At 43.9% G+C, this 25,870-nt stretch carries 23 protein-coding genes; 13 read left to right on the forward strand and 10 right to left on the reverse strand.

The window, feature by feature from the left end; translation table 11 throughout:
* Positions 1–47: 47 nt before the first annotated feature.
* Positions 48–1,367, reverse strand: coding sequence for a hypothetical protein (locus K339_RS0117360; protein ID WP_157607635.1), 1,320 nt, complete (start codon positions 1,365–1,367; stop codon positions 48–50).
* Positions 1,342–1,941 (reverse strand): RNA polymerase sigma factor, encoded by a 600-nt coding sequence (locus K339_RS0117365; protein ID WP_028524725.1) that lies wholly within the window; start codon positions 1,939–1,941, stop codon positions 1,342–1,344. The genes K339_RS0117360 and K339_RS0117365 overlap by 26 nt, the downstream gene beginning before the upstream one ends.
* 169 nt (positions 1,942–2,110) lie before the next feature.
* Here K339_RS0117365 and K339_RS0117375 point away from each other — a divergent pair, with 169 nt between their 5' ends.
* From K339_RS0117375 to K339_RS36070, 4 genes are read left to right on the forward strand one after another with little or no spacing between them, the layout of a single operon-like run.
* On the forward strand, positions 2,111–2,539 hold the full coding sequence (locus tag K339_RS0117375; protein ID WP_028524726.1) for a QcrA and Rieske domain-containing protein: 429 nt from the start codon (positions 2,111–2,113) through the stop codon (positions 2,537–2,539).
* A gap of 13 nt (positions 2,540–2,552) precedes the next feature.
* Complete coding sequence (locus K339_RS0117380) at positions 2,553–3,455, forward strand: DUF5777 family beta-barrel protein (RefSeq protein ID WP_028524727.1); 903 nt, start codon at positions 2,553–2,555, stop codon at positions 3,453–3,455.
* Between the two features lie 8 nt (positions 3,456–3,463).
* Complete coding sequence (locus K339_RS0117385; RefSeq protein WP_028524728.1) at positions 3,464–4,015, forward strand: YceI family protein; 552 nt, start codon at positions 3,464–3,466, stop codon at positions 4,013–4,015.
* Positions 4,016–4,019: 4 nt separating this feature from the next.
* Positions 4,020–4,787 (forward strand): c-type cytochrome domain-containing protein, encoded by a 768-nt coding sequence (locus K339_RS36070; protein ID WP_051398079.1) that lies wholly within the window; start codon positions 4,020–4,022, stop codon positions 4,785–4,787.
* 262 nt (positions 4,788–5,049) lie between these two features.
* Here the strand turns inward: K339_RS36070 and K339_RS0117395 are convergent, their stop codons facing one another.
* The 3 genes from K339_RS0117395 to K339_RS0117405 form a co-directional block, all read right to left on the reverse strand.
* The gene (locus K339_RS0117395; RefSeq protein WP_028524729.1) at positions 5,050–6,762 is read right to left on the reverse strand and encodes a GMC oxidoreductase; all 1,713 of its coding nucleotides are present in this window, start codon (positions 6,760–6,762) and stop codon (positions 5,050–5,052) included.
* Positions 6,763–7,027: 265 nt separating this feature from the next.
* A complete protein-coding gene (locus K339_RS0117400) occupies positions 7,028–7,696 on the reverse strand; it encodes a hypothetical protein (protein WP_028524730.1) in 669 nt (222 codons plus the stop codon).
* A gap of 85 nt (positions 7,697–7,781) precedes the next feature.
* Positions 7,782–9,503 (reverse strand): GMC oxidoreductase, encoded by a 1,722-nt coding sequence (locus tag K339_RS0117405; protein WP_028524731.1) that lies wholly within the window; start codon positions 9,501–9,503, stop codon positions 7,782–7,784.
* A 170-nt stretch (positions 9,504–9,673) separates the two neighbouring features.
* On the opposite strand from K339_RS0117405, the gene K339_RS0117410 reads away from it, so the two are divergent.
* Positions 9,674–11,059 (forward strand): Gfo/Idh/MocA family protein, encoded by a 1,386-nt coding sequence (locus tag K339_RS0117410; RefSeq protein ID WP_028524732.1) that lies wholly within the window; start codon positions 9,674–9,676, stop codon positions 11,057–11,059.
* A gap of 47 nt (positions 11,060–11,106) precedes the next feature.
* Here K339_RS0117410 and K339_RS0117415 read toward each other — a convergent pair whose 3' ends face one another.
* The 4 genes from K339_RS0117415 to K339_RS0117430 all read right to left on the reverse strand — a co-directional run bounded on the left by K339_RS0117415 (position 11,107) and on the right by K339_RS0117430 (position 15,089).
* Positions 11,107–11,988: a class I SAM-dependent methyltransferase gene (locus K339_RS0117415; protein WP_028524733.1), complete on the reverse strand. Its 882-nt coding sequence runs from the start codon at positions 11,986–11,988 to the stop codon at positions 11,107–11,109.
* Positions 11,989–12,107: 119 nt separating this feature from the next.
* Positions 12,108–13,709 (reverse strand): hypothetical protein, encoded by a 1,602-nt coding sequence (locus K339_RS0117420; protein WP_028524734.1) that lies wholly within the window; start codon positions 13,707–13,709, stop codon positions 12,108–12,110.
* The gene (locus K339_RS0117425; RefSeq protein WP_028524735.1) at positions 13,696–14,112 is read right to left on the reverse strand and encodes an EVE domain-containing protein; all 417 of its coding nucleotides are present in this window, start codon (positions 14,110–14,112) and stop codon (positions 13,696–13,698) included. Before K339_RS0117425 ends, K339_RS0117420 begins: the two co-directional genes overlap by 14 nt.
* A gap of 50 nt (positions 14,113–14,162) precedes the next feature.
* Positions 14,163–15,089, reverse strand: a complete 927-nt coding sequence (locus K339_RS0117430) for an ROK family protein (RefSeq protein WP_028524736.1) — start codon at positions 15,087–15,089, stop codon at positions 14,163–14,165.
* Positions 15,090–15,215: 126 nt separating this feature from the next.
* Here K339_RS0117430 and K339_RS0117435 point away from each other — a divergent pair, with 126 nt between their 5' ends.
* Together K339_RS0117435 and K339_RS0117440 are read left to right on the forward strand one after the other, a co-directional pair.
* Entirely contained in the window at positions 15,216–15,683 is a 468-nt protein-coding gene (locus K339_RS0117435) for a redoxin domain-containing protein (RefSeq protein ID WP_028524737.1), read from the forward strand.
* A 162-nt stretch (positions 15,684–15,845) separates the two neighbouring features.
* Complete coding sequence (locus tag K339_RS0117440) at positions 15,846–16,442, forward strand: TetR/AcrR family transcriptional regulator (protein WP_028524738.1); 597 nt, start codon at positions 15,846–15,848, stop codon at positions 16,440–16,442.
* On the opposite strand, the gene K339_RS0117445 is transcribed toward K339_RS0117440, so the two are convergent.
* Entirely contained in the window at positions 16,439–17,155 is a 717-nt protein-coding gene (locus tag K339_RS0117445; protein ID WP_028524739.1) for a hypothetical protein, read from the reverse strand. The genes K339_RS0117440 and K339_RS0117445 overlap by 4 nt on opposite strands.
* A gap of 330 nt (positions 17,156–17,485) precedes the next feature.
* Here K339_RS0117445 and K339_RS0117450 point away from each other — a divergent pair, with 330 nt between their 5' ends.
* From K339_RS0117450 to K339_RS0117475, 6 genes are all read left to right on the forward strand, one after another.
* Positions 17,486–17,764 (forward strand): co-chaperone GroES, encoded by a 279-nt coding sequence (locus tag K339_RS0117450; protein WP_157607636.1) that lies wholly within the window; start codon positions 17,486–17,488, stop codon positions 17,762–17,764.
* Between the two features lie 114 nt (positions 17,765–17,878).
* Positions 17,879–19,519, forward strand: a complete 1,641-nt coding sequence (gene groL, locus K339_RS0117455; RefSeq protein WP_028524741.1) for a chaperonin GroEL — start codon at positions 17,879–17,881, stop codon at positions 19,517–19,519.
* 312 nt (positions 19,520–19,831) lie between these two features.
* A complete protein-coding gene (lon, locus tag K339_RS0117460) occupies positions 19,832–22,324 on the forward strand; it encodes an endopeptidase La (protein WP_028524742.1) in 2,493 nt (830 codons plus the stop codon).
* Positions 22,325–22,438: 114 nt separating this feature from the next.
* The gene (gene gldC / locus K339_RS0117465) at positions 22,439–22,780 is read left to right on the forward strand and encodes a gliding motility protein GldC (protein WP_028524743.1); all 342 of its coding nucleotides are present in this window, start codon (positions 22,439–22,441) and stop codon (positions 22,778–22,780) included.
* Between the two features lie 32 nt (positions 22,781–22,812).
* Positions 22,813–23,790 carry an N-acetyl-gamma-glutamyl-phosphate reductase gene (gene argC, locus K339_RS0117470; protein ID WP_028524744.1) on the forward strand — a complete coding sequence of 326 codons (978 nt, stop codon included), beginning with the start codon at positions 22,813–22,815 and terminating at the stop codon, positions 23,788–23,790.
* A 234-nt stretch (positions 23,791–24,024) separates the two neighbouring features.
* On the forward strand, positions 24,025–25,722 hold the full coding sequence (locus K339_RS0117475; protein ID WP_051398080.1) for an OstA-like protein: 1,698 nt from the start codon (positions 24,025–24,027) through the stop codon (positions 25,720–25,722).
* The last annotated feature ends 148 nt before the right edge of the window (positions 25,723–25,870 follow it).

A 25,870-nucleotide genomic window follows, 5' to 3' on the forward strand; every position in this document is an offset into this window, starting at 1 on the left:
CCTTCAAAATGAGCGCCTAAGCCGTTGTTTTTAGCCAAAGAAGCAACTTACTTTTTCCCAAACTCTACCCACAACGAGGCTTTTATTCCAAATACATTGTTCCCCCCAACGGCATATTCGGGCTGACGAAACGAAAAGTTGGCAAAAGGCTGTACCTGCGCAATGCCTTGTTTCCATTTCTTCTGAATACCCAGCCCAAACGTATATTCGTAAAATGATTTGGGTACGTGTTTGGTTTCGACAGAAAGGTATTGCTCTGCTCCGTCTTTATACGCTTCAAACTTAACTTGATTAAAAGCCCGTAAATCCACGTTGGTGGACGTGGCAAAAACCAAGGAGAAATCGCGCCGCAGTGGCAAATAATATTTGAACCCAATCGGCATTTCAACCGTTGAAACGTGCATTTCGATTTCTTCCAAATGATCATTAGGCGGAATGACGTCGGCAAATTGTTTGACAAAATCTAGCCCTGTTGCTGCATTATACTCTTTGACAGTCTGGTACTCTTGGCTCAAAAATGAATGGGCGTGTAAGCCTGCTGAAATGCTAAAATTGGGCGATAAAAACAGTTCTACACTCGGTCCGACGCCTATTTTTCTGAGTCCAAACTCCGATTCTATACCTACCCGTACGCGTGGTGTTGGAAATTTGAACGTTTTCTTTGCCAAGGGAGGTGCGGCTTTGGCCGTGGTGTCTTTTGAGGTAGGCAACTGCGCCACTGGTTTTGGTTCTGTGGTCAAAGAATCTTCCTTCGCAGTGGTTTCATTCGGTGTTGGCTCGGTTGGTACAGCTTCCGTCGCCTGAGCTTCGAGCGGTTTCTCCGTAGTCGTTGCCGCCAGTGTATCCGTAGCTTCTGCACCACGAGCTTCGAGCGATAATTGCGCTGGGCTTTTCTTTAAATTTTCCTTTTTTAATCGCTGATTTTTAGTCCCTTCTGAACTGGCATTCGTACTGGCCAATTGATAACCGTTTTCGTCAGTGTTAGACACATAGCGGTGCTCTACCACCATTTTTTTGATGATATACACCGTATCCACTTGGTGAGCGGTGACGAATTGTGCCGATGAGGAAGTCGTTCGGCGCAGCGTTGCTACATCTTGTTTTAAGATAGAATTTTCTTCATAGAGTCGTTTTATAAGCTGCTGATTTTTAAACTGATAATAAAGATTCCCGAGCAAACCCGTAAAAATAAGTCCGCCCATGGTCAGCAATCCCCACTCTCTTAAAAACGACAAATACCAAGGAACGGGCAATCTCTTTTTGACCGTTTCCCAGCCCTCGGGGCTCATCGGGCGGTTGACAGACTCCAATTGTTCTTTGATTCTCCGTTCAAAAAAATCATTATTCATGTTTGTGTGTGATTTCATCTTGTTGAACAACATACGCACTAATCCAACTTTGCAGTTTTGCCTTGGCTTTCGACAGGTTGGAGCGTGATGCACTTTCGCTAATTCCGAGCATTTCTGCGATTTCGTTATGGTTGTATCCTTCGACGACCGACAGCGAAAAAACTGCGCGGTACGATGCTGGGAGCCGTTGGACAAACGTCATTATTTCGTCAGCAGTAATATTTACCAGGTATTCATCCTTGTAATAACTATCCGAATAAGGCACTTGCGATGCTTCGTCCAAATCAGACCAGCTGATTTTGTGCGAGTTCCGTCGATAATGATCAATAGCGGTATTAATCATAATCCGCTTCAGCCACCCTTCAAACGGCTGAGTAGGGTCGTACTTTTCTATTTTATCAAATACTTTTAAAAACCCGTCACTGGCCATCTCTTCCGCTTCCACCTCATTTTGAGCATACCTAAGGCAGGTATTCTTGGCAAAATTGGCGTAGCGTTCATACAACTGACGCTGCGCTTTTGTATCTCGCCTAAGACACCCTTCCAGTATTTCTTGCCACGTAGTAGCGCTACTTTTTCTTTTGAAAATCACCCTTTCTTGCTGCTTTGAGGTTCCTACATTAACCTATACGAGAAAGATACGCAGAATGCTTCTTCAAAAAAATAAAAAAATAATGGGATACCGAAGAAGCGTTTGCCCATCCCCTTTTCGTATGCAATTATGAATTCCTTCCTCTTTTTTAACATTAATCCAATTGTCTATGACCCAGAATGAAAAAATCAAAAGAAACGAGTTTTTGAAAAAACTTGGATTCTCTGGCGCGGCTCTTTTTGCCCTTTACACCCTCGACAGCTGCCAAAATGAATCAAACGTGGCACCTCTCACTGGTGATATTACCGTCGATTTAGCCGATGCGTCCAACGCCCAACTAAAAACGAACGGTGGTTATGTCATTAAAAACGGGGTGGTAATTGCCCGCGTAAACGCAACCACTTACATTGCCGCTACCCTTACGTGTAGTCACGAGGGTAAAACCCAAATTACGTTTAGGAACAACGAATGGTATTGTACTGCCCACGGCGCTCGCTTCGACCAAACGGGCAAAGGATTAAATACGGAAGGAAAAAAAGGGTTGAAGATATACCAAACTACACTTTTGAATTCCACCCTAACAGTTACAGCTGCCTAATTGATAATTGGTCATGAAGAAAATTATCTTAGCTCTTTGTATCTTGAGCTATGGCAGCGCCATGGCCCAAGATGACCTCCTCAAAATGCTTGACAACGAATCGACAGGCCCGCTGTATGCAACGGCGACGTTCAAATCGACGCGGGTCATCAATGGCCAATCCATTGAAACCATCGCCAAAAAGCACCTCGATTTTCGGATTTCTCACCGATTTGGCGCGCTCAATTCAGGTTTTTCCAATTTGTGGGGGCTGGACGAATCTCGCATTCGGATTGGGCTAGAATACGGCGTTACCGACCGTTTGATGATTGGGGCGGGGCGTAGTTCGTACCAAAAAACGTACGATTATTTTGCCAAATATAAACTCCTGCGTCAATCCAATCGCTGGTTTGAGCCTGTAAGCATTGCCGTTTTTGCGGGGGCTTACACCAATACGATGCCCACTTCCCCCGACGTGAAATTTTACAATAACCTCGAACGCCAAATGTACGTGGGTCAGTTGCTCATCGCTCGAAAGTTCAACGAACGAGTTTCTCTGCAATTGAGCCCCACGTTTTTACACCGCAACAAAACCGAAAGTCAAATCGACGAAAACGACGTTTTTGGAACGGGCATTGGGGGACGTTTCAAACTTAGCAAACGTACCTCTTTCAACGCCGAATATTTTTATACCGTCAAAAAAATCGGTACGGCCTACGTTCGTGATCTACAGTACAAAGATTGTCTTTCGCTTGGATTTGACATCGAAACAGGCGGGCACGTTTTCCAACTGCATTTGTCCAATTCACGCGGGATGATTGAAAACCAATTTATTGGAGCTACCACGGGGAGCTGGGGCAAAGGCGATATTTTCTACGGATTCAACATTTCACGCGTATTTAGTTTTGACAGAGACGCTAAAAAAACGCACAAATAACTACCACTATGAAATTTCCACTGATTTTTTTCTTCTGCTTGGTGATGAGCAATGTCTTAGCCCAAGATGTCCTGATTGCAAGAAACGCCCAGATAAGTTTTTTTTCTGAAACACCCCTTGAAAATATTTCGGGTTTGAACAAAAACGTCACGGCTATCTTGAATACCAAATCCAACGACATAGCCGTAAAAATGCAAGTAGTCCAATTTGAATTTCCAAACAAGTTGATGCAAGAGCACTTCAACGAAAACTACTTAGAATCAGACAAATACCCTGCGGCCTCATTTACGGGCAAAATTCAGGAAAAAGTTGATTTTGGAAAAGAAGGAACGCAAACCATCACGGCCAAAGGAATTCTGAACATGCACGGTGTCGCCAAAGAACGTACGATGACTGGAAAGCTGACCGTAACCAAAACGGGTGCATCGTTGGTCTATGAATTCAACGTTCCGCTAACCGACCATAAAATTGAAGTTCCCAAACTCGTTTTTGAGAAAATTGCCGAAGTCATCGCAATCAAAACCAACTTTTCATTTGTCCCGTACGAACAAAAAAAGTAAGCACATGAAAGTATTTATCAACATCTTTTTTTTCGCTGTTTTAATGGGTTTATTGGGAGGTTGTTTGTACGAAAAAGGTGGGCCACTTCCATCTGACACAAGTACCAGCGGCGGAACCGATACTAACGAAGGAGGTGGAAGTACCGCAGCACTTGATTCGTTGCCTTGCGGCGCTCCTACAACAACCAACGCCCAGAATCAGGTTTGTTTTAACACGGCAATTTTGCCCCTCTTTTTAGCCAACTGCGCAACCAGTGGCTGTCATGATTCCAAAACCGCAGAAGAAGGTTATGACCTTACCTCCTACGAAAAAATAGTCCGTAAAGGCATTACCGCAGGAAACGCCAAGAAAAGTAAATTGTATCAAGTCATCATTGATACTAGCAAAGAGCGAATGCCACCGCCCCCCAACGCACCCATGAGCAGCGATAAAATTCAGCTGATAGCGTCATGGATTGACCAAGGTGCCAAAAATATCACGTGCGAAACCAGCGGCACCACAAATTCTACACAGGTAGCGAGTTATTCAAAGCACTTAGTTCCTATCTTTGACTATTATTGCACGGGTTGCCACAATAGCACCACACAATCGGGAAACATCAATTTAACAGGCTATGCCAACGTACAAGCTTTGGCCAAAAACGGCAAATTATACGGGGCAGTCACGCACGCATCGGGCTATCAGCCCATGCCTAGTAGTAGTTTAAAACTCTCAGATTGCCAGATTGGTTTGGTCAAAAAGTGGATTGACTCGGGTATGCTCAACAATTAACTTTCCCAAAATACAATGGATACGATACGCCACCACGAAAATAGTATTCTTCACAAAGAATTAAAGCTGTGCCTTCGTGCATTGTTAGCTACGTCTTTTTAAGTTTTACCCGCAGATTGGCGCAGACTAAGAGCCGCAGATATGCGCTGATGAGAATAGCTTCATTAAGTCATTTATCAGCGAATATCTGCATTTGTACTATTCAGCGAACTTCTGCGGGTAAATAGTTACTTAACAGCGTACTTAGCAGCTCTGCGTGCTGTTACAAATTCCCTTTTTTAAACTCCTTCACGGCATAATCCACCGCGCGGGCGGTAAGTGCCATGTAGGTCAGTGATGGGTTTTGGGTTGCAGTAGAAGTCATACACCCGCCGTCGGTGACAAACACATTTTTACAGGCGTGCATTTGGTTCCAGCGGTTCAACATCGACGTTTTGGGGTCATTTCCCATCCGAATGCCACCCATTTCGTGGTTTTCATTGCCTGGTACGCGTTTGGTATCGGCAGTTTTGATGTTGATGAACCCTGATTTGGCAAACATTTCGGAAAACTGTTCGTAGAAATCTTTCACCATTTTCATGTCATTATCGTCAAAATCGACCGACATGACCATTTGTGGAATGCCCCAGTCATCCTTTAAATCCGAATGCAAGCGTACGTGATTACTTTCTTTGGTCAACACCTCCCCCATCATGTTCGCCCCGATACTCCAACCCGAGGTGGAAGGTGTTGCAAGGGTATTTTTAAGGTCTTCTCCCCAGCTATTTTCGGTTGAGTTCCCTAGTTTAGAAGCACTAATCGAGGCCGCATATCCTCTCAAGAAATCAGTTTCTTGCTTGGTCACATTTCTAAAACGCGGTAAATAAGCGCCGTTCGGGCGTTTTCCTTCATACGTGGAATCATGATACCCGTCAAATTCGGCCGATACCCGACCACGGTAATTGTGAAAACCAATGTATTTGCCCAACACTCCACTGTCGTTGCCAAAACCATTCGGAAAACGATTTGATTTTGAGTTTAACAGAATCAAATTGGAATTAAGCGCCGAGGCATTTAAGAAAATCACCTTGGCATAATATTCCGTCATTTGTTTGGTATTGGCATCTACCACCCGCACACCCGTTGCCTTGCCCAATTTGTCATCATAAATCAACGAATGCACTACCGAATGAGGTTTGAGGGTCATTTTTCCCGTTTTCATCGCCCACGGTAGCGTCGAAGAATTACTGCTAAAATACCCCCCGTACGGACAACCGCGCTCACACAGCACCCGATGTTGGCATTGGGTACGGCCTTGGTCGTGGTGAATTTGCTTGGCTTGGGATAGGTTCGCCGTACGGCCAATGATAATTTGGCGGTCGTTGTAATTTTTGGCTACTTGTTGGCTAAAATGCTTTTCAACGCAGTTTAACTCGTGCGGCGGCAAAAACTCACCATCGGGGAGGTTCGGAAGCCCGTCTTTGTTTCCAGAAATACCCGCAAATTTTTCGACGTAGCTATACCAAGGGGCAATGTCTTTGTAACGAATGGGCCAATCGACCGCAAAACCATCGCGGGCAGGGCCTTCAAAGTCAAAATCTGACCAACGTTGCGCCTGACGTGCCCACAAAAGCGAGCGCCCCCCCACTTGATACCCGCGCATCCACGAGAAGGGTTTTTCTTGGACAAAGGGATGTTCAAAGTCTTTCACCACAAAATGCAATGTCGGTTCTTTGAAGATATAGTGCCCACTCGACGCTGGGCTTCTTTGTTTCAATTCTAAAGGCACATCCCCCAAATGCGGAAACTCCCAAGGTTTTTTCATGGCCGTGGGGTAATCAACAACGTGCTTCACATCCCGTCCTCGCTCCAATACCAGCGTACGAAGTCCCTTTTGGGTAAGTTCTTTGGCCGCCCAGCCACCGCTAATTCCTGTCCCTACCACAATCGCATCAAACGTGCGTTCTTTGATTGAATCTATGTTAAAATTTGACATACTTCCGAAAGACAAATGTTTCTTTTAAAAGTGTTTTAACCCTGTTTCATACTTTCAATTCAAGGGCAAAGCCCTCAAAAAAGTCTCTATACCAAGTTGCCAACATTTCTCTCCTTTATCCCGCATTCTCCCCCTACCTTTGTACCCACAATTCACTTCATCAACATTACATAGTACTTAGTACAAGTTTTTGGGAATCTTAAAGGGTTGAAAGCAAAAAGCCGCTTGCGATTGCAAACGGCTTTTTTGATTGTTGAAATACAACTTATGAGGTCAGAGTTTTAATGATTTCTTTCAACGCTTTGAGCATCTTGAAAATTATGTAGAGGTGTTCTGTAGTGGCATCATAGCCTCGCGATAAACAGTACGACTGGTTTTCTAAGGTCATAAAATACCAGTCTCGCCCCATCACAAAGCAACCATACATGGCTTGCTCAGGTTTTTGATTAATAGCCTGCCCCGCCAGCATCGCCGACAAACATTGCCCTTCGGGTTCGCCGTTGGGTTCTCGGTGTTTTTTATATTCCGTAAAGCAAAAAAAAGGCGACTCAGGTTCTCGGTAGCCCGTGGCAATCAGCCCATCGGGCTTACCATATAGACGAATAGATTGATGATTCAGGTCTTCAAGTGTGGTCTCGATGGGCCGCTCTGCAAAAAGATTAAAATAATGCTGACGATTGGTAAAACGTACCAACGAAAACATGGGTCCAATAAAATGAAGGGATAGCTCTTGTTCGTTCCAATGTAAAATATTATCGCTCAACAAACTCTGAAAAAGAGCCAAATCTTCATTTTCAAAGTCAGATAGCTCCATTTGTTGCGCATGTTGTAGCCAGCTAGTAAGGCTAGGTAACGTATCCACTTGCACTAATCCAAATGTTTTTTCGAGATAGAGCAAAGTACAATCACCAAACGATTTATCAATTTGAGCCATAATACTACATTTAAAGCCAATTTTACTGGGTTACTGTTACAAAGATAAGTAACAATGGTTGATTTTATTGAGCTCCTCCTCCATATTACAAATTCTTTGCCTTCAACTGTTTCACAGCATAGTTGGTGGCTCGTGCCGTAATCGCCATAAAGGTAAGCGACGGATTCTGGGTAGAATTGGAAGTCATACAAGCACCGTCGGTCACGAAAACATTTTTACAGTGGTGCAACTGATTCCATTTGTTCAACTGCGAGGTTTTGGAGTCTTTTCCCATTCGTACCCCGCCCATTTCGTGAATATCCAGCCCTGGAGCTTTGCTAGGTACGTCGTTCGTTTTTATGTTTTTAAAACCTGCCAACGTCAGCATTTCGGTCATTTGTTCGTGAAAATCTTTGACCATGTTATCGTCGTTTTGGTCGTAAGCGACAGAAGTTCTCAACAACGGAATCCCCCACGCATCTTTCTGATTTTTGTCCAACGTCACAAAGTTGCTTTCTTTCGGAATCGTCTCGCCCATCATCCAAGAGCCTACGCGCCAGTTACCGTATTTGGGATTTGCCAAATTGGTTTTCAGGGATTCACCCATGCCCGATGTGTCATAATCCATCACGCGTTCGCCCGAAAAACCTGCGGCATAACCCCGCAAAAAGTCCGTTTTTTCTTGCTGAAACACGTTCCTAAATCGAGGAATGTAGCTACTTCCAGGACGTGTTCCTTCCTGAGTCGTATCCAAAAGCCCTTCGTATTCGCCAAATATGGTGGTTCGGAAGTTGTGGAAAGAAATGTATTTCCCCAACAAGCCGTTGTCATTGCTCAAGCCGTTCGGGAAGCGACTCGAAGTAGAATTCAGCAATATCAAGTTGGTATTCAACGTCGAAGCATTGAGGAAAATGATTTTGGCATAGTACTCAATCATCTCTTTGGTGTTGGCATCAATCACCCGCACGCCCGTCGCTTTTCCCAGCTTTTCGTCATAAATCACCGAATGTACCACTGAATGCGGCCGAAGAGTCATTTTTCCCGTTCGCGCTGCCCACGGTAAGGTCGAAGAATTACTACTAAAATACCCTCCGTACGGACAGCCGCGCACGCACAAATCGCGCTGCTGACACTGTGCTCGGCCTTGTTTGTAATGAATCGGTTGTGGCTTGGTCAAATGCGCACAACGGCTCACAATCACGGGACGAGCTCCCTTATAATACTTGGCCATTTGTTGACCAAAGTGTTTCTCCACGCAGGCTTGTTCAAAAGGTGGCAAAAACTCCCCATCGGGCAATTGTGCTAATCCATCTTTATTTCCCGAAATCCCCGCAAAAATTTCCACATGACTGTACCAAGGAGCCAACTCGGCGTAGGAAATCGGCCATTCTACGGCAAAACCATCGCGGGCAGGGCCTTCAAAATCATACTTTGACCAGCGCTGCGTTCCCCGTGCCCACATCAACGATTTTCCACCTACTTGGTATCCCCGAATCCAGTCAAAAGGTTTGTCTTGAATGTACGGGTGTTCGTTGTCTTTCACAAAAAAATGCGCCGATTCTTCCCCGAACGCATAACAACGGCTCGCAATAGGGTTGGCGTCGGTAACTTCTTTGGGCAACGTTCCTAAATGCGGAAACTCCCACGGATTTTTAAGGGTGGTTGGATAATCGGTTACGTGTTTGACGTCACGACCGCGTTCCAATACCAACGTTTTGAGGCCGTGGTCGCAAAGCTCTTTGGCCGACCAACCTCCACTGATTCCTGAGCCCACCACAATGGCATCAAACGTACGTTCTTTGACCGAATCAATGTTAAGGAAAGACATAATGAGTAAGCGTTTTAGTTGCTGATTTTCTGATAAGTACTACGTTAGAAAAGCAATATCCGATGTTTATTACTGATGGTTTTGTTTTTTTCTCATTCTTTGGTTAATCCCGTAGAATTCGATACTTTAGATACCATATTTCCCAGTCTATCTACTACTTGATGATTCTTATGCAAACCCTTAATCGTCGTTCAGTCTTAAAAGCCATTGGCCTCACAGCAGGTGCTACCGCCGTCGGAACCTCCGCAGAAGCTACCACCGTAAAAGAAATTACGTTCTCCCCTAACCCTCATTATATTTCCATTGCCCAGCCCATTACAGCCATCGTGTTGGGGGCAGGAAACCGTGGAAATGTCTATGGACGTTATGCCGTTGCGTACCCCAATGACGTTAAAATGGTAGGCGTGGCCGAACCGAACGAGTTTAGAAACGAGCGTTTTTCCAAAACCCACGGGATAGAAGCCAACCATCGCTTTACCACCTGGGAGGATGTATTTAAAGTCCCCAAGTTTGCGGATGCCATCATCATTTCTACGCCCGATACGCTGCACTATGGCCCTGCCCTTCAGGCGTTGAAGATGGGCTACCACGTATTGCTCGAAAAACCAATTTCGCCCTCCATGCAAGAGTGTTTGGAGATATTGGCCGCTGCCAAAAAATCAAAAAGCATCATTGCGGTTTGTCACGTTTTGCGCTATACCGCGTATTTCCGAAAACTAAAGGAGCTGTGCGCCTCGGGAGATTTGGGGGAAATGATTAGCATCAACCACCTCGAAGGCATCGAGCACGTCCACATGGCGCACTCCTACGTACGCGGAAATTGGCACGAATCGAAAAAAACGAACCCCATTATTTTGGCCAAATCGTGCCACGACCTCGACATCATGCGTTGGATTGCCAACAAATCCGCCAAAACAGTTTCTGCTTATGGTAATTTGAAGTGGTTTAAAGCCGAAAACGCCCCCGCAGGTAGTACCGAACGATGTGTAGAAGGGTGTAAAGTAGAACGCGAGTGTCCTTTTTCGGCCATTAAGGTGTATTATGAACAGAAAAAAAGAATTCACGTTTTGGACGTACCTGAAGATCCCGCCTTACAAGGGCCTGCGATTTTGGAACGCTTAAAAACCTCCAATTATGGCCGTTGTGTTTACAAAATGAACAACGACCAACCCGACCATTATACCAGCATTTATCAGTTTGACAAAGGCGTTTTGGCCACGTTTGGGCTCGAAGCGTTCACGGGCTGGGAAGCGCGCAAAACCCGCGTTATGTTCAGCATGGGTGAAATAGAAGGTGATAACGACCTCATTAGAGTCACTGATTTCCGAACCAAAGAAGTAACGATTTGGAAAGCAAGTGCTCAAAAAGAGTTTAATAACTCGGGGCACGGCGGTGGTGACCATGGCTTAATGCAAAACTTTGTGCAGGCCGTTTCTCAAAATAATCCTGCATTGCTTACCTCTACCATCGAAGCCTCAATTGAGAGTCATTTGATGGGTTTTATGGCCGAAGAAAGTCGTAAAAACGGCCGTTCGATGGAGATTAAAATTGGGTAAATACCTCTTCCTCCCGAAAGTTTTGAACTTTCGGGAAGGTTCTGATATTACACACTCGCAAAACGATAAAAAATACCCAAGGGTAGCTTTCGTTTGGCACGGTCAGGCAAAAAGAGTTCACCACTCTCCGCATTAGGAACGTCGCCGAAACTATCAAGCACCAAGTTTTCGGCCATCAACGCCGAGAAACCGAGTGAGTATAAGTTTAAAATAAAAACAAAATCCTGATTATCAAGCAATTCCGCACACGATTTTAGCAAATCGTTCAATTGCTCTTCCAACACCCATTTTTCGCCCGAAGGGCCACGACCGTAGGCGGGTGGGTCCAGAATTAGACCATTGTATTTTTTACCACGGCGCACTTCCCGTTGCACAAACTTAAAGGCATCTTCCACCATCCATCGGATGTTGTCCGTTTCGCTGCCTTCCATGTTTTCGCGCGCCCAAGTCACCACGGGCTTTACCGAATCAACGTGCGTTACATCGGCTCCTGCTTGGCGAGCCGCCACCGAGGCTGCCCCCGTATAAGCAAACAAATTGAGCACCGTCGGGCGCTCCACCTTCATTGCGCGGAGCTTAGTATCTAAATAATCCCAATTGGCCGCCTGCTCAGGAAAAATTCCGACGTGTTTGAAGGAAGTCAGTGAGCACTTTAAGCGCAAATTTAATCCGCCGTGGCGGTACTGCGTCCACCATTTTTCGGGCATATTGGGCGCAAGTTTCCACACTCCTTTTTCTGGCGAACCTTTATCACGCAGAAAAGTTGCCTGCGCCATTTGTTTCCATTCATTATCAGAAAGGGATTTGTCCCAAATGGCCTGTGGCTCTGGCCGTGCCAACACATACGCCCCAAAGCGTTCTAATTTTTCAAAATTTCCGCTGTCAATCAGTTCGTATTCTTTCCAGTGAAGAGGAGTCAGAAGTTGCATATAATAGTCGTCAGCCCATTGTACGAAGGGCTTTTTAGGATGATTCAAACACAAAAGTAACTCTGCAAACTGGAATTTTCATTCCGTTGCAGAGTTACCTTTTAATTTATCCAACAAAATTAGAAAGAAATCTTGTTTAAGTAGAAGACATTTCGGCGACCGTCGTCACCCGTAATTCGCTGATAACCAAAAGCCAAATAATAATTATCATACCAATACACCACTTCATCGGTCGATGTTTGACGTACTTTATCACCCAAATCAGCCGTCATGATGGGAATCGGACGAAGGTCTTCGAGCACTTTATCACGGTCAAAAACTTTGGCTTTGATGGCGCCACGGCTGCTGTAAAACATCGAAACTGTTTTGTCATCGTTGGGTTTTATGCGCATTTTTTCCTTGAGCTCCATACTACGAACATTCTCAAAAGGCAACGAGTTATCCCAAATCAAATCGCCTTTGGCCGTAAAACCTGCCACGATGGCATGGGTATAGACAAATCCGTTGAAAATCTGGCCATTATTCATCCGACGAGCTCCGTACCAAGGATCCCAATAAAACGGATTCAAAAGTCCCATCGTCGGATACATTCCCATTCCACCATACATCATTGGTGATCCCCACCACGAGCTCGTGCCGTAGGGCCCGATGTTATTATTTTTGTATTCTGGATAAAATATTTCGCCCGAAATCAGGTAGTTGCCATTCTGTTCAATAATGTCATGTACCAAAAGGCGGTAATTCAACTTAACGTCATCACCATTTTCGCGTTTCCGCTCAATCTTTCGTTGCATTCGCTCTTGCTCCCGCTCCGACATAAAATTGAAGAAGTTTTTAAAATCAGTGAAGCTATGGTACTGCGTAAATTCGACTTCATCATACACAATTTTACTCAAAAACAAGCCCTGTGAAGCGCTGTTGTTATTGCCTTGCATATTGCGGAAGCCATACGTCCCAATCATCAGTTTGGTTGAGTCGTTGAGCATAAACAAGCGACCATTTAGTAAAGAATAATCGGGTTCGGGGCTGATAGTCACCTGCCCTACTGCTTGCCCATATTCGTCAAAAGTTCGGAAAATAATCTTGATTTCCTTGCCCTTACGAGCGGCATAGCAGACATTCACCAAATGATGGAGCGTATCCACATCCACCGATTGAATCACGGTGTTCGCTTGGGTAACGCCTGCCAGTACTTTGCTTTGTTTAGAAGCTAAATTGGTATATAAAAGCATGGGTTCATCACGAACCGTACCTGCCATGAAGACCGAATAACCAAGGGTTTGAAAATCGGTAATTTGAAACTTATCGACCGACGACAGATAAAATGTCTCCATATACCCTGCCAAACCAACTTTCACTACTTGGTAAAAATCAGTACGGCTACGGGTAAACAACAAATATACCGATTGGCCATCAAATGATGACTTGATAAAATCGAGGTTATCTTCAATGGTTCCGTTTATACTCCAATCTCGCTCTAAATTCGAGTTTAGTTTCTGGAGATTAAAGGCATTTTTCGCGATTTGTGACACTAAAATCACCCCACGAGAACCCAACGAAATCGTATGATACGACTCGCTCGTTCCCACCGTTGGCAACTCCACGCGTTTTATGGTTTGGGCTTGAACTCCCGACAGAAGTGTTCCCAATAGCGCAATCAGAACTGTACTAAAAACCCATTTTGGGTTGTCCACAATGGACGTTTTTTTATGTGCTTTCATTTTGGCTTAAACTTAGTATGACATCAAACTCTTCGGGTCGGATAGGCATTACCGACAATCGAGATTGCCTAATTAACGCTATTTGATCCAATCTATTATCTGCTTTAATTTGCTTCAATGTCACGGGTTGTACCAAGGGCTGCACAGGCACAAGCTCCACTACCACCCAGCGCGGGTCGTCGATTGTTGGGTCAGGATATGCTTCTTTCAATACCTGAGCAATGCCCACCACTTCCATGCCCTCATTGCTATGATAAAACAGAACCCAATCCCCTTCTTTCATGGCTTGGAGGTTGTTGCGGGCTTGATAATTACGCACGCCATCCCACACACTTTTTCCTGCCGTTACAAAATCATTCCAACTATACACAAAGGGTTCTGATTTGACCAACCAATAATTCATCTTGTTTTGTTTACTTTTCTACTACGCTATTTTTGAGAGTGTTGTTGCAATTAGCTAACGAGCATCGCCGCGCCAAATACCCCCGCACTATCTCCTAACTTTGGTCGAAGTATTTTGGTTTCGACTCTTCCGCTGTTGAAAATATATTTTTTAGCCCGTTCAACCCCTTCCGTGTATAACAAATCAATGTTTCCAACGCCGCCACCAAGTACAATCGCATCGGGATCCAAAATATTCATTAATACCGACACGGCTTTGCCAAAGTACTCCAACATTCGGTCAATGGTCTGGGCAGCGTAAGGGTCATTTCCTGCTTCGTAGCGTTTCATAATCTCTTTCATTGTGATTTGTTCACCACTAATTTTAGCATAAAAACGCTGCAACGCAGGCCCCGAAAGCACTTGTTCTACGCACCCTTTTTTGCCGCAATAACAGTCGTCGCCGTTGGGTTCTAACTCATTATGCCCCCACTCTCCTCCTATTCCTTGGACACCGTTGAGCACAAACGCTTGGCCATCTTTTCCCTTCAAAACCACACCACCACCAACGCCTGTTCCCATGATGACGCCAAAAACACAGTTAAAAGTTGGAACGACATCAGGAACAATCCCCATGACCGCCTCAGCAAGCGCAAAACAATTGGCATCGTTGGCTATCTCCACAGGTATGCCCAACATGCTCATCAAATCACTGCACAAAGGCATGTCATTCAAACAAGTTGTGTTGCAATTTTTCATTAATCCTGTCGAAGGCTCAACCGTCCCTGGCGTACCTACGCCTATTTTTTCCGCCTTAAAACCCGTCTCGGCTTCCAGTTCTCTGACAAGCCTAACAATCTGACTAGCGATGTGAGCATACCCTTTATATGCTTCTGTATCAATACGTTTGCGAATCACAACTGAGTCGGGAGAAGGTGATGACAATACAACGCCTTCGATTTTTGTTCCGCCAAGGTCTATTCCCCAAATGGTCTGCATTTTTTGTAAATGGTTGGTGTTTAGTATAAAGCTAATTTTTTGGCATAATTACGAACATTTACGCATTTGTCAAGTTTTCAAAGGGTATTTCTATTTTTGCCGAAACAAATCAAAAAATATATCACCATGTCATTACAAAAAGGCGACAAAGCACCCGATTTTAAACTTTTCAATACGGAGAAAAAAGAGGTTTCGCTCGACGATTTTAAAGGTAAAAACCTCATTATTCATTTTTTCCCATTGGCTTTCACGGGGGTTTGTACTACCCAACTCTGCACCATGCGCGACAACATTGAGTACTATACACGCCTCAATGCCGAGGTTTTGGGTGTGTCTATTGACTCCATTTTTAGCTTGGGCAAATTCCGTTCTGAGCAAAATTACACCTTCGATTTGTTGTCGGACTTCAACAAAAAAATGATTCAGGACTACGGTGTTTTCTGCGAAAACTTTGTGTTTGGCATGAATGGCGTCGCAAAACGCGCTGCTTTTGTCATCGACAAAGAGGGCACCATCCAATACGCCGAAGTCCTCGAAAGTGCGGGTAACTTGCCTGATTTCGGTGCCATCAAAGCCACCCTCGAATCGCTTTAACTGCGACCATATTCGACATATTAAGCCTCGTAATCAAGCCATTACGAGGCTTTTTTTACGCCCATTGATTTGGATTTCCATTCCCGAAGTTATTAATTGTAGAATATTTAACACTGTAAAGTGTTCCAACTGCGAAAATTCTAATAGAAATCTAAGGTCAAAATGGGAATTGTGGAACGTCGTGAGCGCATGAAAAAGCAATTACGCGCTGATATCTTAAAAACCGCCAAGGACATTGCGCGTGAAGAAAGTTGGGCGGCAGTCTCTATCCGTAAAATCGCCGATGTGATTGAATACAGCCCACCGATGCTCTACGAATATTTCGACAACAAGGATAAAATTCTAGAAACCATCCGCAACGATGGCTTTGCGGCGCTGCACGAAGAATTGCAGAAACTAAAAACCCTCTACCGAAGTCCCGAAAAACTACTAACGGAGTTTGCCCAAATCCAGTGGCGTTTTGCTTTAGAACAAACGGAGGTGTTTCAGGTTATGTTTAACATAGACGGCGCCAACTGTCTTTCAAAACAGGTCTATCAAGCAGAATTTGCCAAACTCAACACCCACCCCGTTTGGGAAGCACTAGCCCAGATTCGCCCGAGGTCTGCCGATGCGGTTTCTAAGACTTTTTACGAGTGGTGGTGCTTGACGTACGGTTTCTTGCTCATTTCGATTGTCACGCAACCTCGTCCGCAACTTCCCAACCTCGAACCTATTTTTATGGAATCAGTCCGACGGTTTGTAAGGGGGCTTAGTTAAGCGGTTTTTTCTGACTGGCACACGACCCGATACACCATTTGTTTGGCCAAAGGCAAAAGCGTTTCCTGCACGGGGTAATCAATGGGTGATTCGATCAAATAAGTGGCAGGATTGGGCAATTCACGGCGCTTGCGGATAAGAGTCAGCTTGAGATTTTCAAAAGTATTTGCCATGTTCTTTGGCACCGACTCAATGTACTTAGTTTTGATGGTCTGCTCCTCACTGCTCTCAAACAAACGTACGTTGTACTGAAAAATATCGGTTGCTTTCTGGGTTGTTCGGTAAATAAACAGATACCCTTCTTTCAAATACAAGGGCATGATACCTACAGGAGTAAATACCAATTTCGAGGCGATGTCTTCGGATTGGTCTTGTCCGCGTGTCAGCGTTTTCTGAAAAAGTGGCAGAGAATACTCCAGAATGCTGTCAATTTCGGTCATTTCTTCACTCTGTGCCACTTGTTCATACAAAAATTCCATTTTTTGTACATCTACACCCACAATACGCTTTCGGAAAGAGGCCAAAAATTGCTTTTTTGACTGCCTCAACTGCGCAGAAAGTTTAAAATGTTTTTCAACCTCAGGCAAATCTGGGTACAGTTTATACTCATCAAACTGCGAATTAACTCCCTGTAAATAAGCCTTTAACACGTATTTTTTGTACTCAAAGTCTATCAATCCTTCCGTGAGCCAGTTATGATTCAATTTTCTCATGTCTTAAAACTTTCAGTGGTTGAAAACATTCGGAAACCTGTGCATATCAAGGGGAAAAATGGTCTTTGCATCTAATCTACCACCTCTTCCTTCGACTGTCCCAAATTACAAAAAAAAGCAGCACAACCAAATAATATCAAAGGTATTTTTACAAATTCCCAATGATTATTTTGATAATGTCAGACTTTCCCAAGTCTTTACTACAAAAACTGAAAAAATGTCAGACTATAATTCAATTTTTGAGCTGGCATAGAAAATGAGTTAAAAAGAGACGACAAAACTTAGTAATAAGTTCCAATAGTTGTAAAACCATCAAAACCCCTGATAATCATGTCAGAAGTAAAAGTTAAACCATTAGCTGATCGCGTTCTAGTGCAAACTGCACCTGCCGAAGAAAAAACTGCATTTGGTATCATCATTCCAGACACTGCAAAAGAAAAACCACAACGTGGTACTGTAGTAGCAGTAGGCCCAGGTAAAAAAGACGAGCCCCTAACAGTAAAAGTAGGAGATACTATTTTGTACGGTAAATATGCGGGCACTGAAATCGCCGTTGAAGGCCAAGAGTACCTCATCATGCGCGAATCTGACATTTTCGCTATTATCTAATGTTTTCTAATGCAAATGTGACAATTTGAAAATTCGGTAATTATCAATCAGCTACCGACCCAAACTTTCAATTGTTTTATTTCCAAATTCTAAAATTTTCAATTTAAAAAAACAATGGCAAAGAAAATATTCTTCGATACAGAAGCACGCGACAAAATCAAAAAAGGTGTTGATACGCTTGCAAACGCAGTAAAAGTAACCCTCGGACCTAAAGGCCGTAACGTTATCATCGACAAAAAATTCGGCTCACCAGCTATCACCAAAGACGGTGTAACTGTAGCGAAAGAAATCGAATTGAAAGATGCTATGGAAAACATGGGTGCTCAACTCGTGAAAGAAGTTGCTTCTAAAACAGCCGATGCTGCTGGTGACGGAACTACTACTGCGACTGTATTGGCACAAGCGATTTATGCTATCGGTTCTAAAAACGTAGCCGCTGGTGCAAACCCAATGGATTTGAAGCGTGGTATCGACAAAGCTGTTTTGGCCGTAACTGCCAACCTTGCTTCTCAAGCTCAAACAGTAGGCGACGACTTCAGCAAAATCGCTCAAGTAGCTACTATCTCAGCTAACCATGACGAAGAAATCGGTAACATGATTGCTGACGCCATGAAAAAAGTAGGTACTGAAGGTGTAATCACTGTAGAAGAAGCTCGCGGTACTGAAACTGAAGTAAAAACAGTAGAAGGTATGCAGTTTGACCGTGGTTATTTGTCACCATATTTCGTGACAAACGCGGAAAAAATGGAAGCCGAATTGGAGAAACCTTTCATCTTGATTTCTGAGAAGAAAGTATCTTCAATGAAAGAATTGTTGCCTGTATTGGAAGGTGTTGCTCAAACTGGCCGTCCATTGTTGATCATCGCTGAAGATGTAGATGGCGAAGCGCTTGCAACATTGGTAGTAAACAAAATCCGTGGTGCATTGAAAGTGTGTGCGGTAAAAGCGCCAGGTTTCGGTGACCGTCGTAAAGCCATGTTGGAAGACATCGCAATCTTGACTGGTGGTACTGTTATCGCCGAAGAGCGTGGTTTCAAATTGGAAAACGCTGACCTTTCTTACCTAGGTCACTGCGAAAAAATCATCATCGACAAAGACAACTCAACGATTGTGAACGGTTCGGGTGACCAAGAGCAAATCAAGGCCCGTGTAAACCAAATTAAATCACAAATCGAAAATACAACTTCTGACTACGATCGCGAAAAATTGCAAGAGCGTTTGGCGAAATTGTCAGGTGGCGTAGCTATCCTTTATATCGGTGCTGCTACGGAAGTTGAAATGAAAGAGAAAAAAGACCGCGTAGATGACGCCCTTCACGCAACTCGCGCTGCGGTTGAAGAAGGTATCGTAACTGGTGGTGGTGTTGCTCTTATCCGTGCAATCTCTGCGTTGGATGCCGTTCAAGGTGCTAACGACGACGAAATCACAGGTATCAACATCATTCGTCAAGCGTTGGAGTCTCCACTTCGTACAATCGTTGCCAACGCAGGTGGCGAAGGTTCAGTGGTAATCAACCGAATCAAAGATGAAAAAGGTGGTTTTGGTTACAACGCCAAAAACGACACTTACGAAGATCTTTTCGCAGCAGGTATCATCGACCCTAAGAAAGTAACTCGTTTGGCACTCGAAAACGCGGCGTCTATCGCAGGTTTGTTGTTGACAACTGAGTGTATGATTGCTGACGAACCAGAAGAAAGCGCTGGCGCAGGTGCAGGTGCTCATGGCCACGGTGGTGGCATGGGTGGCATGATGTAATCAGGAGCTTCCTCATAGTAGCATACAACGAAAGCCCTCGGACTTCCGGGGGCTTTTATTTCGACCAATACTTTCGCACAGTTAATTACGCCTGAAAACATTTAAGTAGTTTGTGTAGAAAATACTCAGTATCCGTACTTGCTTAAGTAGTTAGAATAACAAAATTTTTCACTTTACACCAATACATTTTTATTAGTTTCCGTCTAACAAACAATTGATTTCATTTCTCCTGCCCTTAGCATAGCTAAAAAATCGTTAAAATTTTGTTATTTTAAGTTTTTAAATAAGCACTGTCAAAATGACAGCCCAATCATGAAAATTGACCCAAACGAACTATATACTCGACTCATGTTGGCGGAATCGGACATTGATAACCTCGAAATACTTCCCCTTGGAGGTCCCGAAGGCGACGATGAGCCGATTGAAATGCCCGATGAACTAGCCATTCTTCCCCTTAGGAATACCGTTTTGTTCCCTGGCATGGTCATCCCTGTGACAGTCGGACGCCAAAAATCCATTCGTTTGGTTAAAAAGGCGTACAAAGGCGACCGAATTATTGGGGTAATTGCCCAAAAAAATCAGGATAAAGCCGAACCCGTTAGTACTGATTTGTACGACATCGGGACGATGGGCTACATCATCAAAATGATTACCCTTCCCGACGGTAACACTACGATTATTTTACAAGGACGCCAACGTTTTAGAGTTAGTGATTACGTTCGCGAAGAACCTTATATGATTGCTAAAGTATCTCCCATCGAAGATTACTTTCCCAATCAAAACAAAAAGGAGTCAAAAGCCCTCATTCAGTCGCTCCGCGACTCAGCTCATAGAATTCTTCGTCTCAATCCAGATATTCCTCAAGAAGCGCGTATCGCTTTGGACAACATAGAAAGTCCAACGTTTTTGACCCACTTCTTGTCGTCAAATCTCAATGCCGAAGTAGCCGAAAAACAAGACTTGCTTGAAAAAGCTACCATCTCTGAACAAGCCGTCAAATTGCTTGAGCTGATGATGCGTGAGATTCAAATGCTCGAACTAAAACGCGACATTCAGTCGAAGGCTAGTTCGGACATTGACCAACAACAGCGCGACTATTTCTTGCGTCAGCAAATCAAGGTATTGCAAGATGAGCTAGGCATGGAAACGCCCGAACGCGAGCTAGAAGACATCCGCTTTCGCGCCTCAAAGAAAAAATGGCCAGAAAATGCCAAAAAACACTTTGACAAAGAAGCACAAAAGCTCCAGCGTATCAACCCAATGGCGCCTGATTACCCAGTGACACTCAACTACCTCGAATTGATGGTTGATTTGCCATGGGGCGAATATACAAAAGACAATTTTGACTTAAAAAGAGCACAAAAAATCCTTGATGCTGACCACTTTGGACTAGAAAAGGTCAAAGAGCGTATCATCGAATACCTTGCCGTTCTTAAACTTAAAAATAGCCTCAAAGCACCTATTTTGTGTTTGTACGGCCCTCCAGGGGTAGGAAAAACGTCGTTAGGAAAATCAGTCGCCAAAGCCCTCGGACGTAAGTACATCCGTATGGCATTGGGTGGTTTGCACGACGAAGCCGAAATCCGTGGGCACCGTAAAACATACATCGGAGCAATGCCAGGCAAAATCATCCAAAATATCAAAAAATCGGGTTCTTCCAACCCCGTTTTTATCTTGGACGAAATAGACAAAGTAAGCTCTAATTTCCGTGGCGACCCTGCTTCTGCTTTGCTTGAAGTACTCGACCCCGAACAAAACAACGCCTTCAGCGACAACTACTTAGAGGTAGAATATGACTTGTCGCGGGTGATGTTTGTTGCTACTGCTAACTCCTTGGAAAGCATTCACCCTGCCCTGCGCGACCGCATGGAAATCATTGAGTTGACGGGCTATACGGTGGAAGAAAAATTGCAGATTGCAAAAAAATACCTTGTTCCAAAACAACGAAAAGACCACGGTTTAGAAAACAAATCGTTTTCGGTTGACGACAAGGCATTGGTGAAAGTAATCGAAAACTATACCCGTGAATCGGGCGTACGTAACCTCGAACAAAAAATTGGTACGCTCGTTCGTAAGATTGCCAAGTCGATTGCACTTGAAGAAGAATATCCTAAAACAATCAAGGCCGAGCACATTGAAAAATGGTTAGGTGCCGAAATATTTGACAAAGATTCTTACCAAGGCAATGACACCGCAGGTATCGTGACGGGCTTGGCGTGGACGTCGGTTGGGGGCGAAATCTTGTTTATCGAATCAAGTTTGAGCCGAGGAAAAGGAGGATTAACCCTTTCTGGACAACTCGGCGATGTTATGAAAGAATCGGCCGTTACGGCGCTTTCTTACCTCAAAGCCCATTCGGACGACTTGGCCATCGACTACCGTATTTTCCATAATTACGACCTCCACATCCACATTCCTGCGGGAGCCGTGCCCAAAGATGGCCCTTCGGCGGGTATCACAATGCTGACGTCGATAGCCTCGATTTTCACCCAGCGTCGCATCAAGCCACACTTGGCCATGACGGGCGAAATCACCCTTCGTGGCAAAGTATTGCCCGTTGGAGGTATCAAAGAAAAAATATTGGCCGCTGGCCGCGCGGGCATCAAAGACATTATTATGTGTTCAAAAAACCGCAAAGATGTCGAAGAGATAAATGCTAGTTACATCAAAAACCTGACGTTCCATTACGTGGACACGGTTCAAGATGTATTGGCAATTGCTTTGTTGCCCGAGAAGGTTAAAAATCCAATGCAGTTTATTTTGCCCGAAGAAAAAAAGGAAAGTACATCCTTATCGGTCAATTAAAGGAATCTAAATGAACGTTTTTTCGTTCCCAAAGGTGTTGGTAGGCAACTATCAGCACCTTTTCTTTACCAATTTTACGTAATTTTACGCCCCCAAAATAAGTTCATCCTCCGCATGTCACAAAAAGAAATTAGGTTCACCATTGAACAAGACGCAGAAAGAATCCCAGAAAAAATATATTGGGAGGCAACCGACAACCCCAACGAAGGGTTAGAAGAAACCAAAGCCATTGCAGTAGGTGTGTGGGATCAATTCCACAAAGGCACGTTATTCATTCCTCTTTGGACCAAAGAAATGGAAGTGTTTGAAATGAAACGTTTTTGTATTGAAATGCTTGGCTGTGTAGCTGATACGTTGCGCAATGCCACTGGCGATGAAATCATGGCTGCCCAAATCGATGAAGTAGGCTTGACCCTTACCAAACGGCTCCAAAAGGAAATGCAAGCAGCGAAGTAATGTTCGATGAAGTTCAAACTCACCATCCACCAATGATACAAATAGGAATCGTCGGGGCGGCAGGCTATACAGGCGGCGAACTGCTCCGTATTTTAGTCAATCACCCCCACGCAGATATTCGCTGGGCACATTCTAAAAGCCAAGCGGGCAAGCCCGTTTATGCTACCCATACCGATTTATTGGGTGACACCGAATTAACTTTTTCGGGCGAAGACATTGCCAGTTTGCTCCAACTCGAAGGACTAAATGTTATTTTTCTTTGTTCTGGACACAACGAATCAAGGAAGTTTTTGGCAGAATATGCAGTTCCAGCAACTGTCAAAATCATTGACCTCAGCACCGACTTCCGTGATCAATCGGAAGGGTTTGTTTATGGTTTGCCTGAGTTGCAGCGGGAACAAATCAAAACTGCCACCAAAATCGCTAACCCAGGTTGTTTTGCAACAAGTATTGAGCTTGCTCTGCTTCCACTGGCAGCGGCGGGGCTGCTTACAAACGACATCCACGTAAGCGCCATCACAGGTTCTACAGGCGCTGGACAGTCATTGAGCGCTACTACCCATTTTTCTTGGCGCAACAACAACATTTCTATTTACAAAGCCTTTACGCACCAGCACCTCAAAGAAATCAAAATGAGTTTGGCGAGTTTGCAAGAAGGTTTTGACAAAGATGTCAATTTTATTCCTTACCGTGGCGATTTTACGCGTGGTATCATGGCCAATGTTTACACACATTTTACAGGTACACTAGAGGAAGCCCTTGGTCTTTATCAATCGTTTTACGCGTCTCATCCATTTACACACGTAACGACCCAAGACATTGATTTGAAGCAAGTAGTAAATACCAATAAGTGTTTGATTCAATTGCAAAAACACGGAAATAACCTACTGATAACGAGCGAAATAGACAACCTTACCAAAGGAGCATCAGGACAAGCCGTCCAAAACATGAACTTGCTTTTTGGCCTTGCCGAAGACGCAGGTTTACGTTTAAAAGCACCTTCGTTTTAGCCTGTTTCCACGCCCTCACCAGAAGCCAATGGTCGTATTTTCAGAACGGCTATTGGCTTCTTTGTATTCGTTAATGTATGTTAAGAATGACAGTCCCAAGCGTTTTTAGCTAATTTTGTAGCAGAAATTAATCATGTTATTTCGCGCTCAATGATTTTTTTACGATTTAGCCATACCCATTGCAACCCTCAAGGGCTTTTGTGCGTATTACGAGTAAAATACCTCGTAGTTCTCATGGGTTTACTTTTTACCTTACAAACCAACGCCCAGCGCCCAACTCCAACAGTTGCAGGTGAAGAAAAGGTATTTTTATTAGGTGCCGATAGCATTACCATTAGCAAACTTCCCGATGGAAGTGAAATCCGTCGGGTAACGGGCAAAGTAACTTTTCAGCACAAAGGGGCTATCATGCACTGTAATTTGGCCATTCACAATGTGTTATCAAATGCCCTTGAAGCTTACGGCAATGTAAAAATTGTACAAGGCGACACCGTAACTGTCACGGGAGATACCTTGTTTTACTATGGTAATAGCCGTTTGGCCAAAGTTTCGGGGAAAACAGTAACGCTTAAAGATCAAAAACGTACCCTTACGTCCAATCGAATTGAATATGACATGGCAAGTGGCATTGCGTTTTATCCTAATCGTGGAAAAACAGTAGATGCCGAAAATACGTTAACGAGTAAGCAGGGGTATTACGACACCAGAACAAAAATCTCGACCTATTACCGAGACGTGAAGCTGGTCAACAAAAAATATACCCTTACCACCGATACGCTTGTTTACAACTCACTAACAAAAATTGCTGACTTTAGAAGTTTGACAAAAGTTGTGAGCAAAGACGGAACAGTTGTTGCCAAAAATGGTTCTTACAATACAGAGACAGGCGCGTCGATTTTCCGAACAAGAACAACCATCAACAATCCTGACTACACCCTCACTGGTGACTCATTGACGTTTGATAACCTTAACAAACGGGGTTTTGCCAAAGGCAAAGTAGAGTTAGTGGCCAAAAACGACGAAACCATTTTGAACGGTGACTTTGGGCAATACGATGGAAAACTTGGCAAGTCGAAGGTATGGGGGCACGCCCTCACGCGTACCGTTATCTCCAAAGATACTTTGTTTATGACCGCCGACACGCTGTATTCGATTGAAATTAAGTCTGACTCGCTTACACAAAAATCAAAGCGGCAGAACCTACGACAAAAAAACGTTGAAAGCGATTCGACAAACGAACAAAAGCCACGGCAATTGATTGGTTACAAAAATGTTTTGTTGTACAAAAAAGATTTACAAAGCAAGTGTGACTCTTTGATTTACAACTCATTAGACTCAAATATCACATTTTTAAAGAAACCAATTATTTGGTCTAAACAATACCAAATGGAGGCTGACTCCATCATTGCACAGCTGGTTGACCAAAAGCTGAGAACGATGTATTTGAAGGCAAAATCGTTTGTCATTGCGCGGGATACTTTGCTAAATTATAACCAGGTCAAAGGAAGACGAATTACCGCTTCTTTTGATGACAGTACCCGTTTACAAAAAGTGTTTGTAGAGGGCAACGGTGAAAGTGTCTATTTTGTCGCCGATGATGCCATGAAACCCATGGGCATGAACCGCGTAGAGTGCGCCAAAATGACCCTCAATTTCAGACAAAATCAAGTAAAGCGAATACAATTTGTTGGGCAGCCTGAAGGGCGATTTATTCCACCACAAAACATAAAAGGCGACGAAAAACAACTCGAAGGCTTTAGCTGGCGCGACAAAGAAAAACCAACAAAAGAAGAAATTTTTTCTAGGGCTAACTTTAAACCTAACCCGCCCACGGTTGTCAAAGCAATAGAAAAAGCCCCCGAAAAACCCAAGACAACGGTAAACAAAGGAGGGGTCAAACCGAAAGTCAAAACAAAGTCAAAAAAACTTTAGAAAAGAGTGAAACTTTTTTACGTTTTTTCGTCGTATATATTGTACAACCGCAAAATAATTTTTAACAACATTTTAAGTTCCATTTTTTGATTTTCAATTAATTTCAATATATTTTTGTCCAACCATTAGAGCCGACACTATGCTCATT

The sequence above is a fragment of the Runella limosa DSM 17973 genome (genome assembly GCF_000482465.1).
Classification (GTDB): Bacteria; Bacteroidota; Bacteroidia; order Cytophagales; family Spirosomataceae; genus Runella; species Runella limosa.

Bases quoted from the DNA above. Each gene is read 5' to 3' on its own strand.
- K339_RS0117395 (WP_028524729.1), bottom strand. From the start codon at position 6,762: ATGTCAAATTTTAACATAGATTCAATCAAAGAACGCACGTTTGATGCG.
- K339_RS0117425 (WP_028524735.1), bottom strand. From the start codon at position 14,112: ATGAATTATTGGTTGGTCAAATCAGAACCCTTTGTGTATAGTTGGAAT.
- groL (WP_028524741.1), top strand. From the start codon at position 17,879: ATGGCAAAGAAAATATTCTTCGATACAGAAGCACGCGACAAAATCAAA.
- K339_RS0117445 (WP_028524739.1), bottom strand. From the start codon at position 17,155: ATGAGAAAATTGAATCATAACTGGCTCACGGAAGGATTGATAGACTTT.
- K339_RS0117410 (WP_028524732.1), top strand. From the start codon at position 9,674: ATGCAAACCCTTAATCGTCGTTCAGTCTTAAAAGCCATTGGCCTCACA.
- K339_RS0117380 (WP_028524727.1), top strand. From the start codon at position 2,553: ATGAAGAAAATTATCTTAGCTCTTTGTATCTTGAGCTATGGCAGCGCC.
- K339_RS0117440 (WP_028524738.1), top strand. From the start codon at position 15,846: ATGGGAATTGTGGAACGTCGTGAGCGCATGAAAAAGCAATTACGCGCT.
- lon (WP_028524742.1), top strand. From the start codon at position 19,832: ATGAAAATTGACCCAAACGAACTATATACTCGACTCATGTTGGCGGAA.
- K339_RS0117360 (WP_157607635.1), bottom strand. From the start codon at position 1,367: ATGAAATCACACACAAACATGAATAATGATTTTTTTGAACGGAGAATC.
- K339_RS0117420 (WP_028524734.1), bottom strand. From the start codon at position 13,709: ATGAAAGCACATAAAAAAACGTCCATTGTGGACAACCCAAAATGGGTT.
- gldC (WP_028524743.1), top strand. From the start codon at position 22,439: ATGTCACAAAAAGAAATTAGGTTCACCATTGAACAAGACGCAGAAAGA.
- K339_RS0117375 (WP_028524726.1), top strand. From the start codon at position 2,111: ATGACCCAGAATGAAAAAATCAAAAGAAACGAGTTTTTGAAAAAACTT.
- K339_RS0117430 (WP_028524736.1), bottom strand. From the start codon at position 15,089: ATGCAGACCATTTGGGGAATAGACCTTGGCGGAACAAAAATCGAAGGC.
- K339_RS0117400 (WP_028524730.1), bottom strand. From the start codon at position 7,696: ATGGCTCAAATTGATAAATCGTTTGGTGATTGTACTTTGCTCTATCTC.
- K339_RS0117450 (WP_157607636.1), top strand. From the start codon at position 17,486: ATGTCAGAAGTAAAAGTTAAACCATTAGCTGATCGCGTTCTAGTGCAA.
- K339_RS36070 (WP_051398079.1), top strand. From the start codon at position 4,020: ATGAAAGTATTTATCAACATCTTTTTTTTCGCTGTTTTAATGGGTTTA.
- K339_RS0117435 (WP_028524737.1), top strand. From the start codon at position 15,216: ATGTCATTACAAAAAGGCGACAAAGCACCCGATTTTAAACTTTTCAAT.
- K339_RS0117415 (WP_028524733.1), bottom strand. From the start codon at position 11,988: ATGCAACTTCTGACTCCTCTTCACTGGAAAGAATACGAACTGATTGAC.
- K339_RS0117475 (WP_051398080.1), top strand. From the start codon at position 24,025: ATGGGTTTACTTTTTACCTTACAAACCAACGCCCAGCGCCCAACTCCA.
- K339_RS0117385 (WP_028524728.1), top strand. From the start codon at position 3,464: ATGAAATTTCCACTGATTTTTTTCTTCTGCTTGGTGATGAGCAATGTC.
- argC (WP_028524744.1), top strand. From the start codon at position 22,813: ATGATACAAATAGGAATCGTCGGGGCGGCAGGCTATACAGGCGGCGAA.
- K339_RS0117405 (WP_028524731.1), bottom strand. From the start codon at position 9,503: ATGTCTTTCCTTAACATTGATTCGGTCAAAGAACGTACGTTTGATGCC.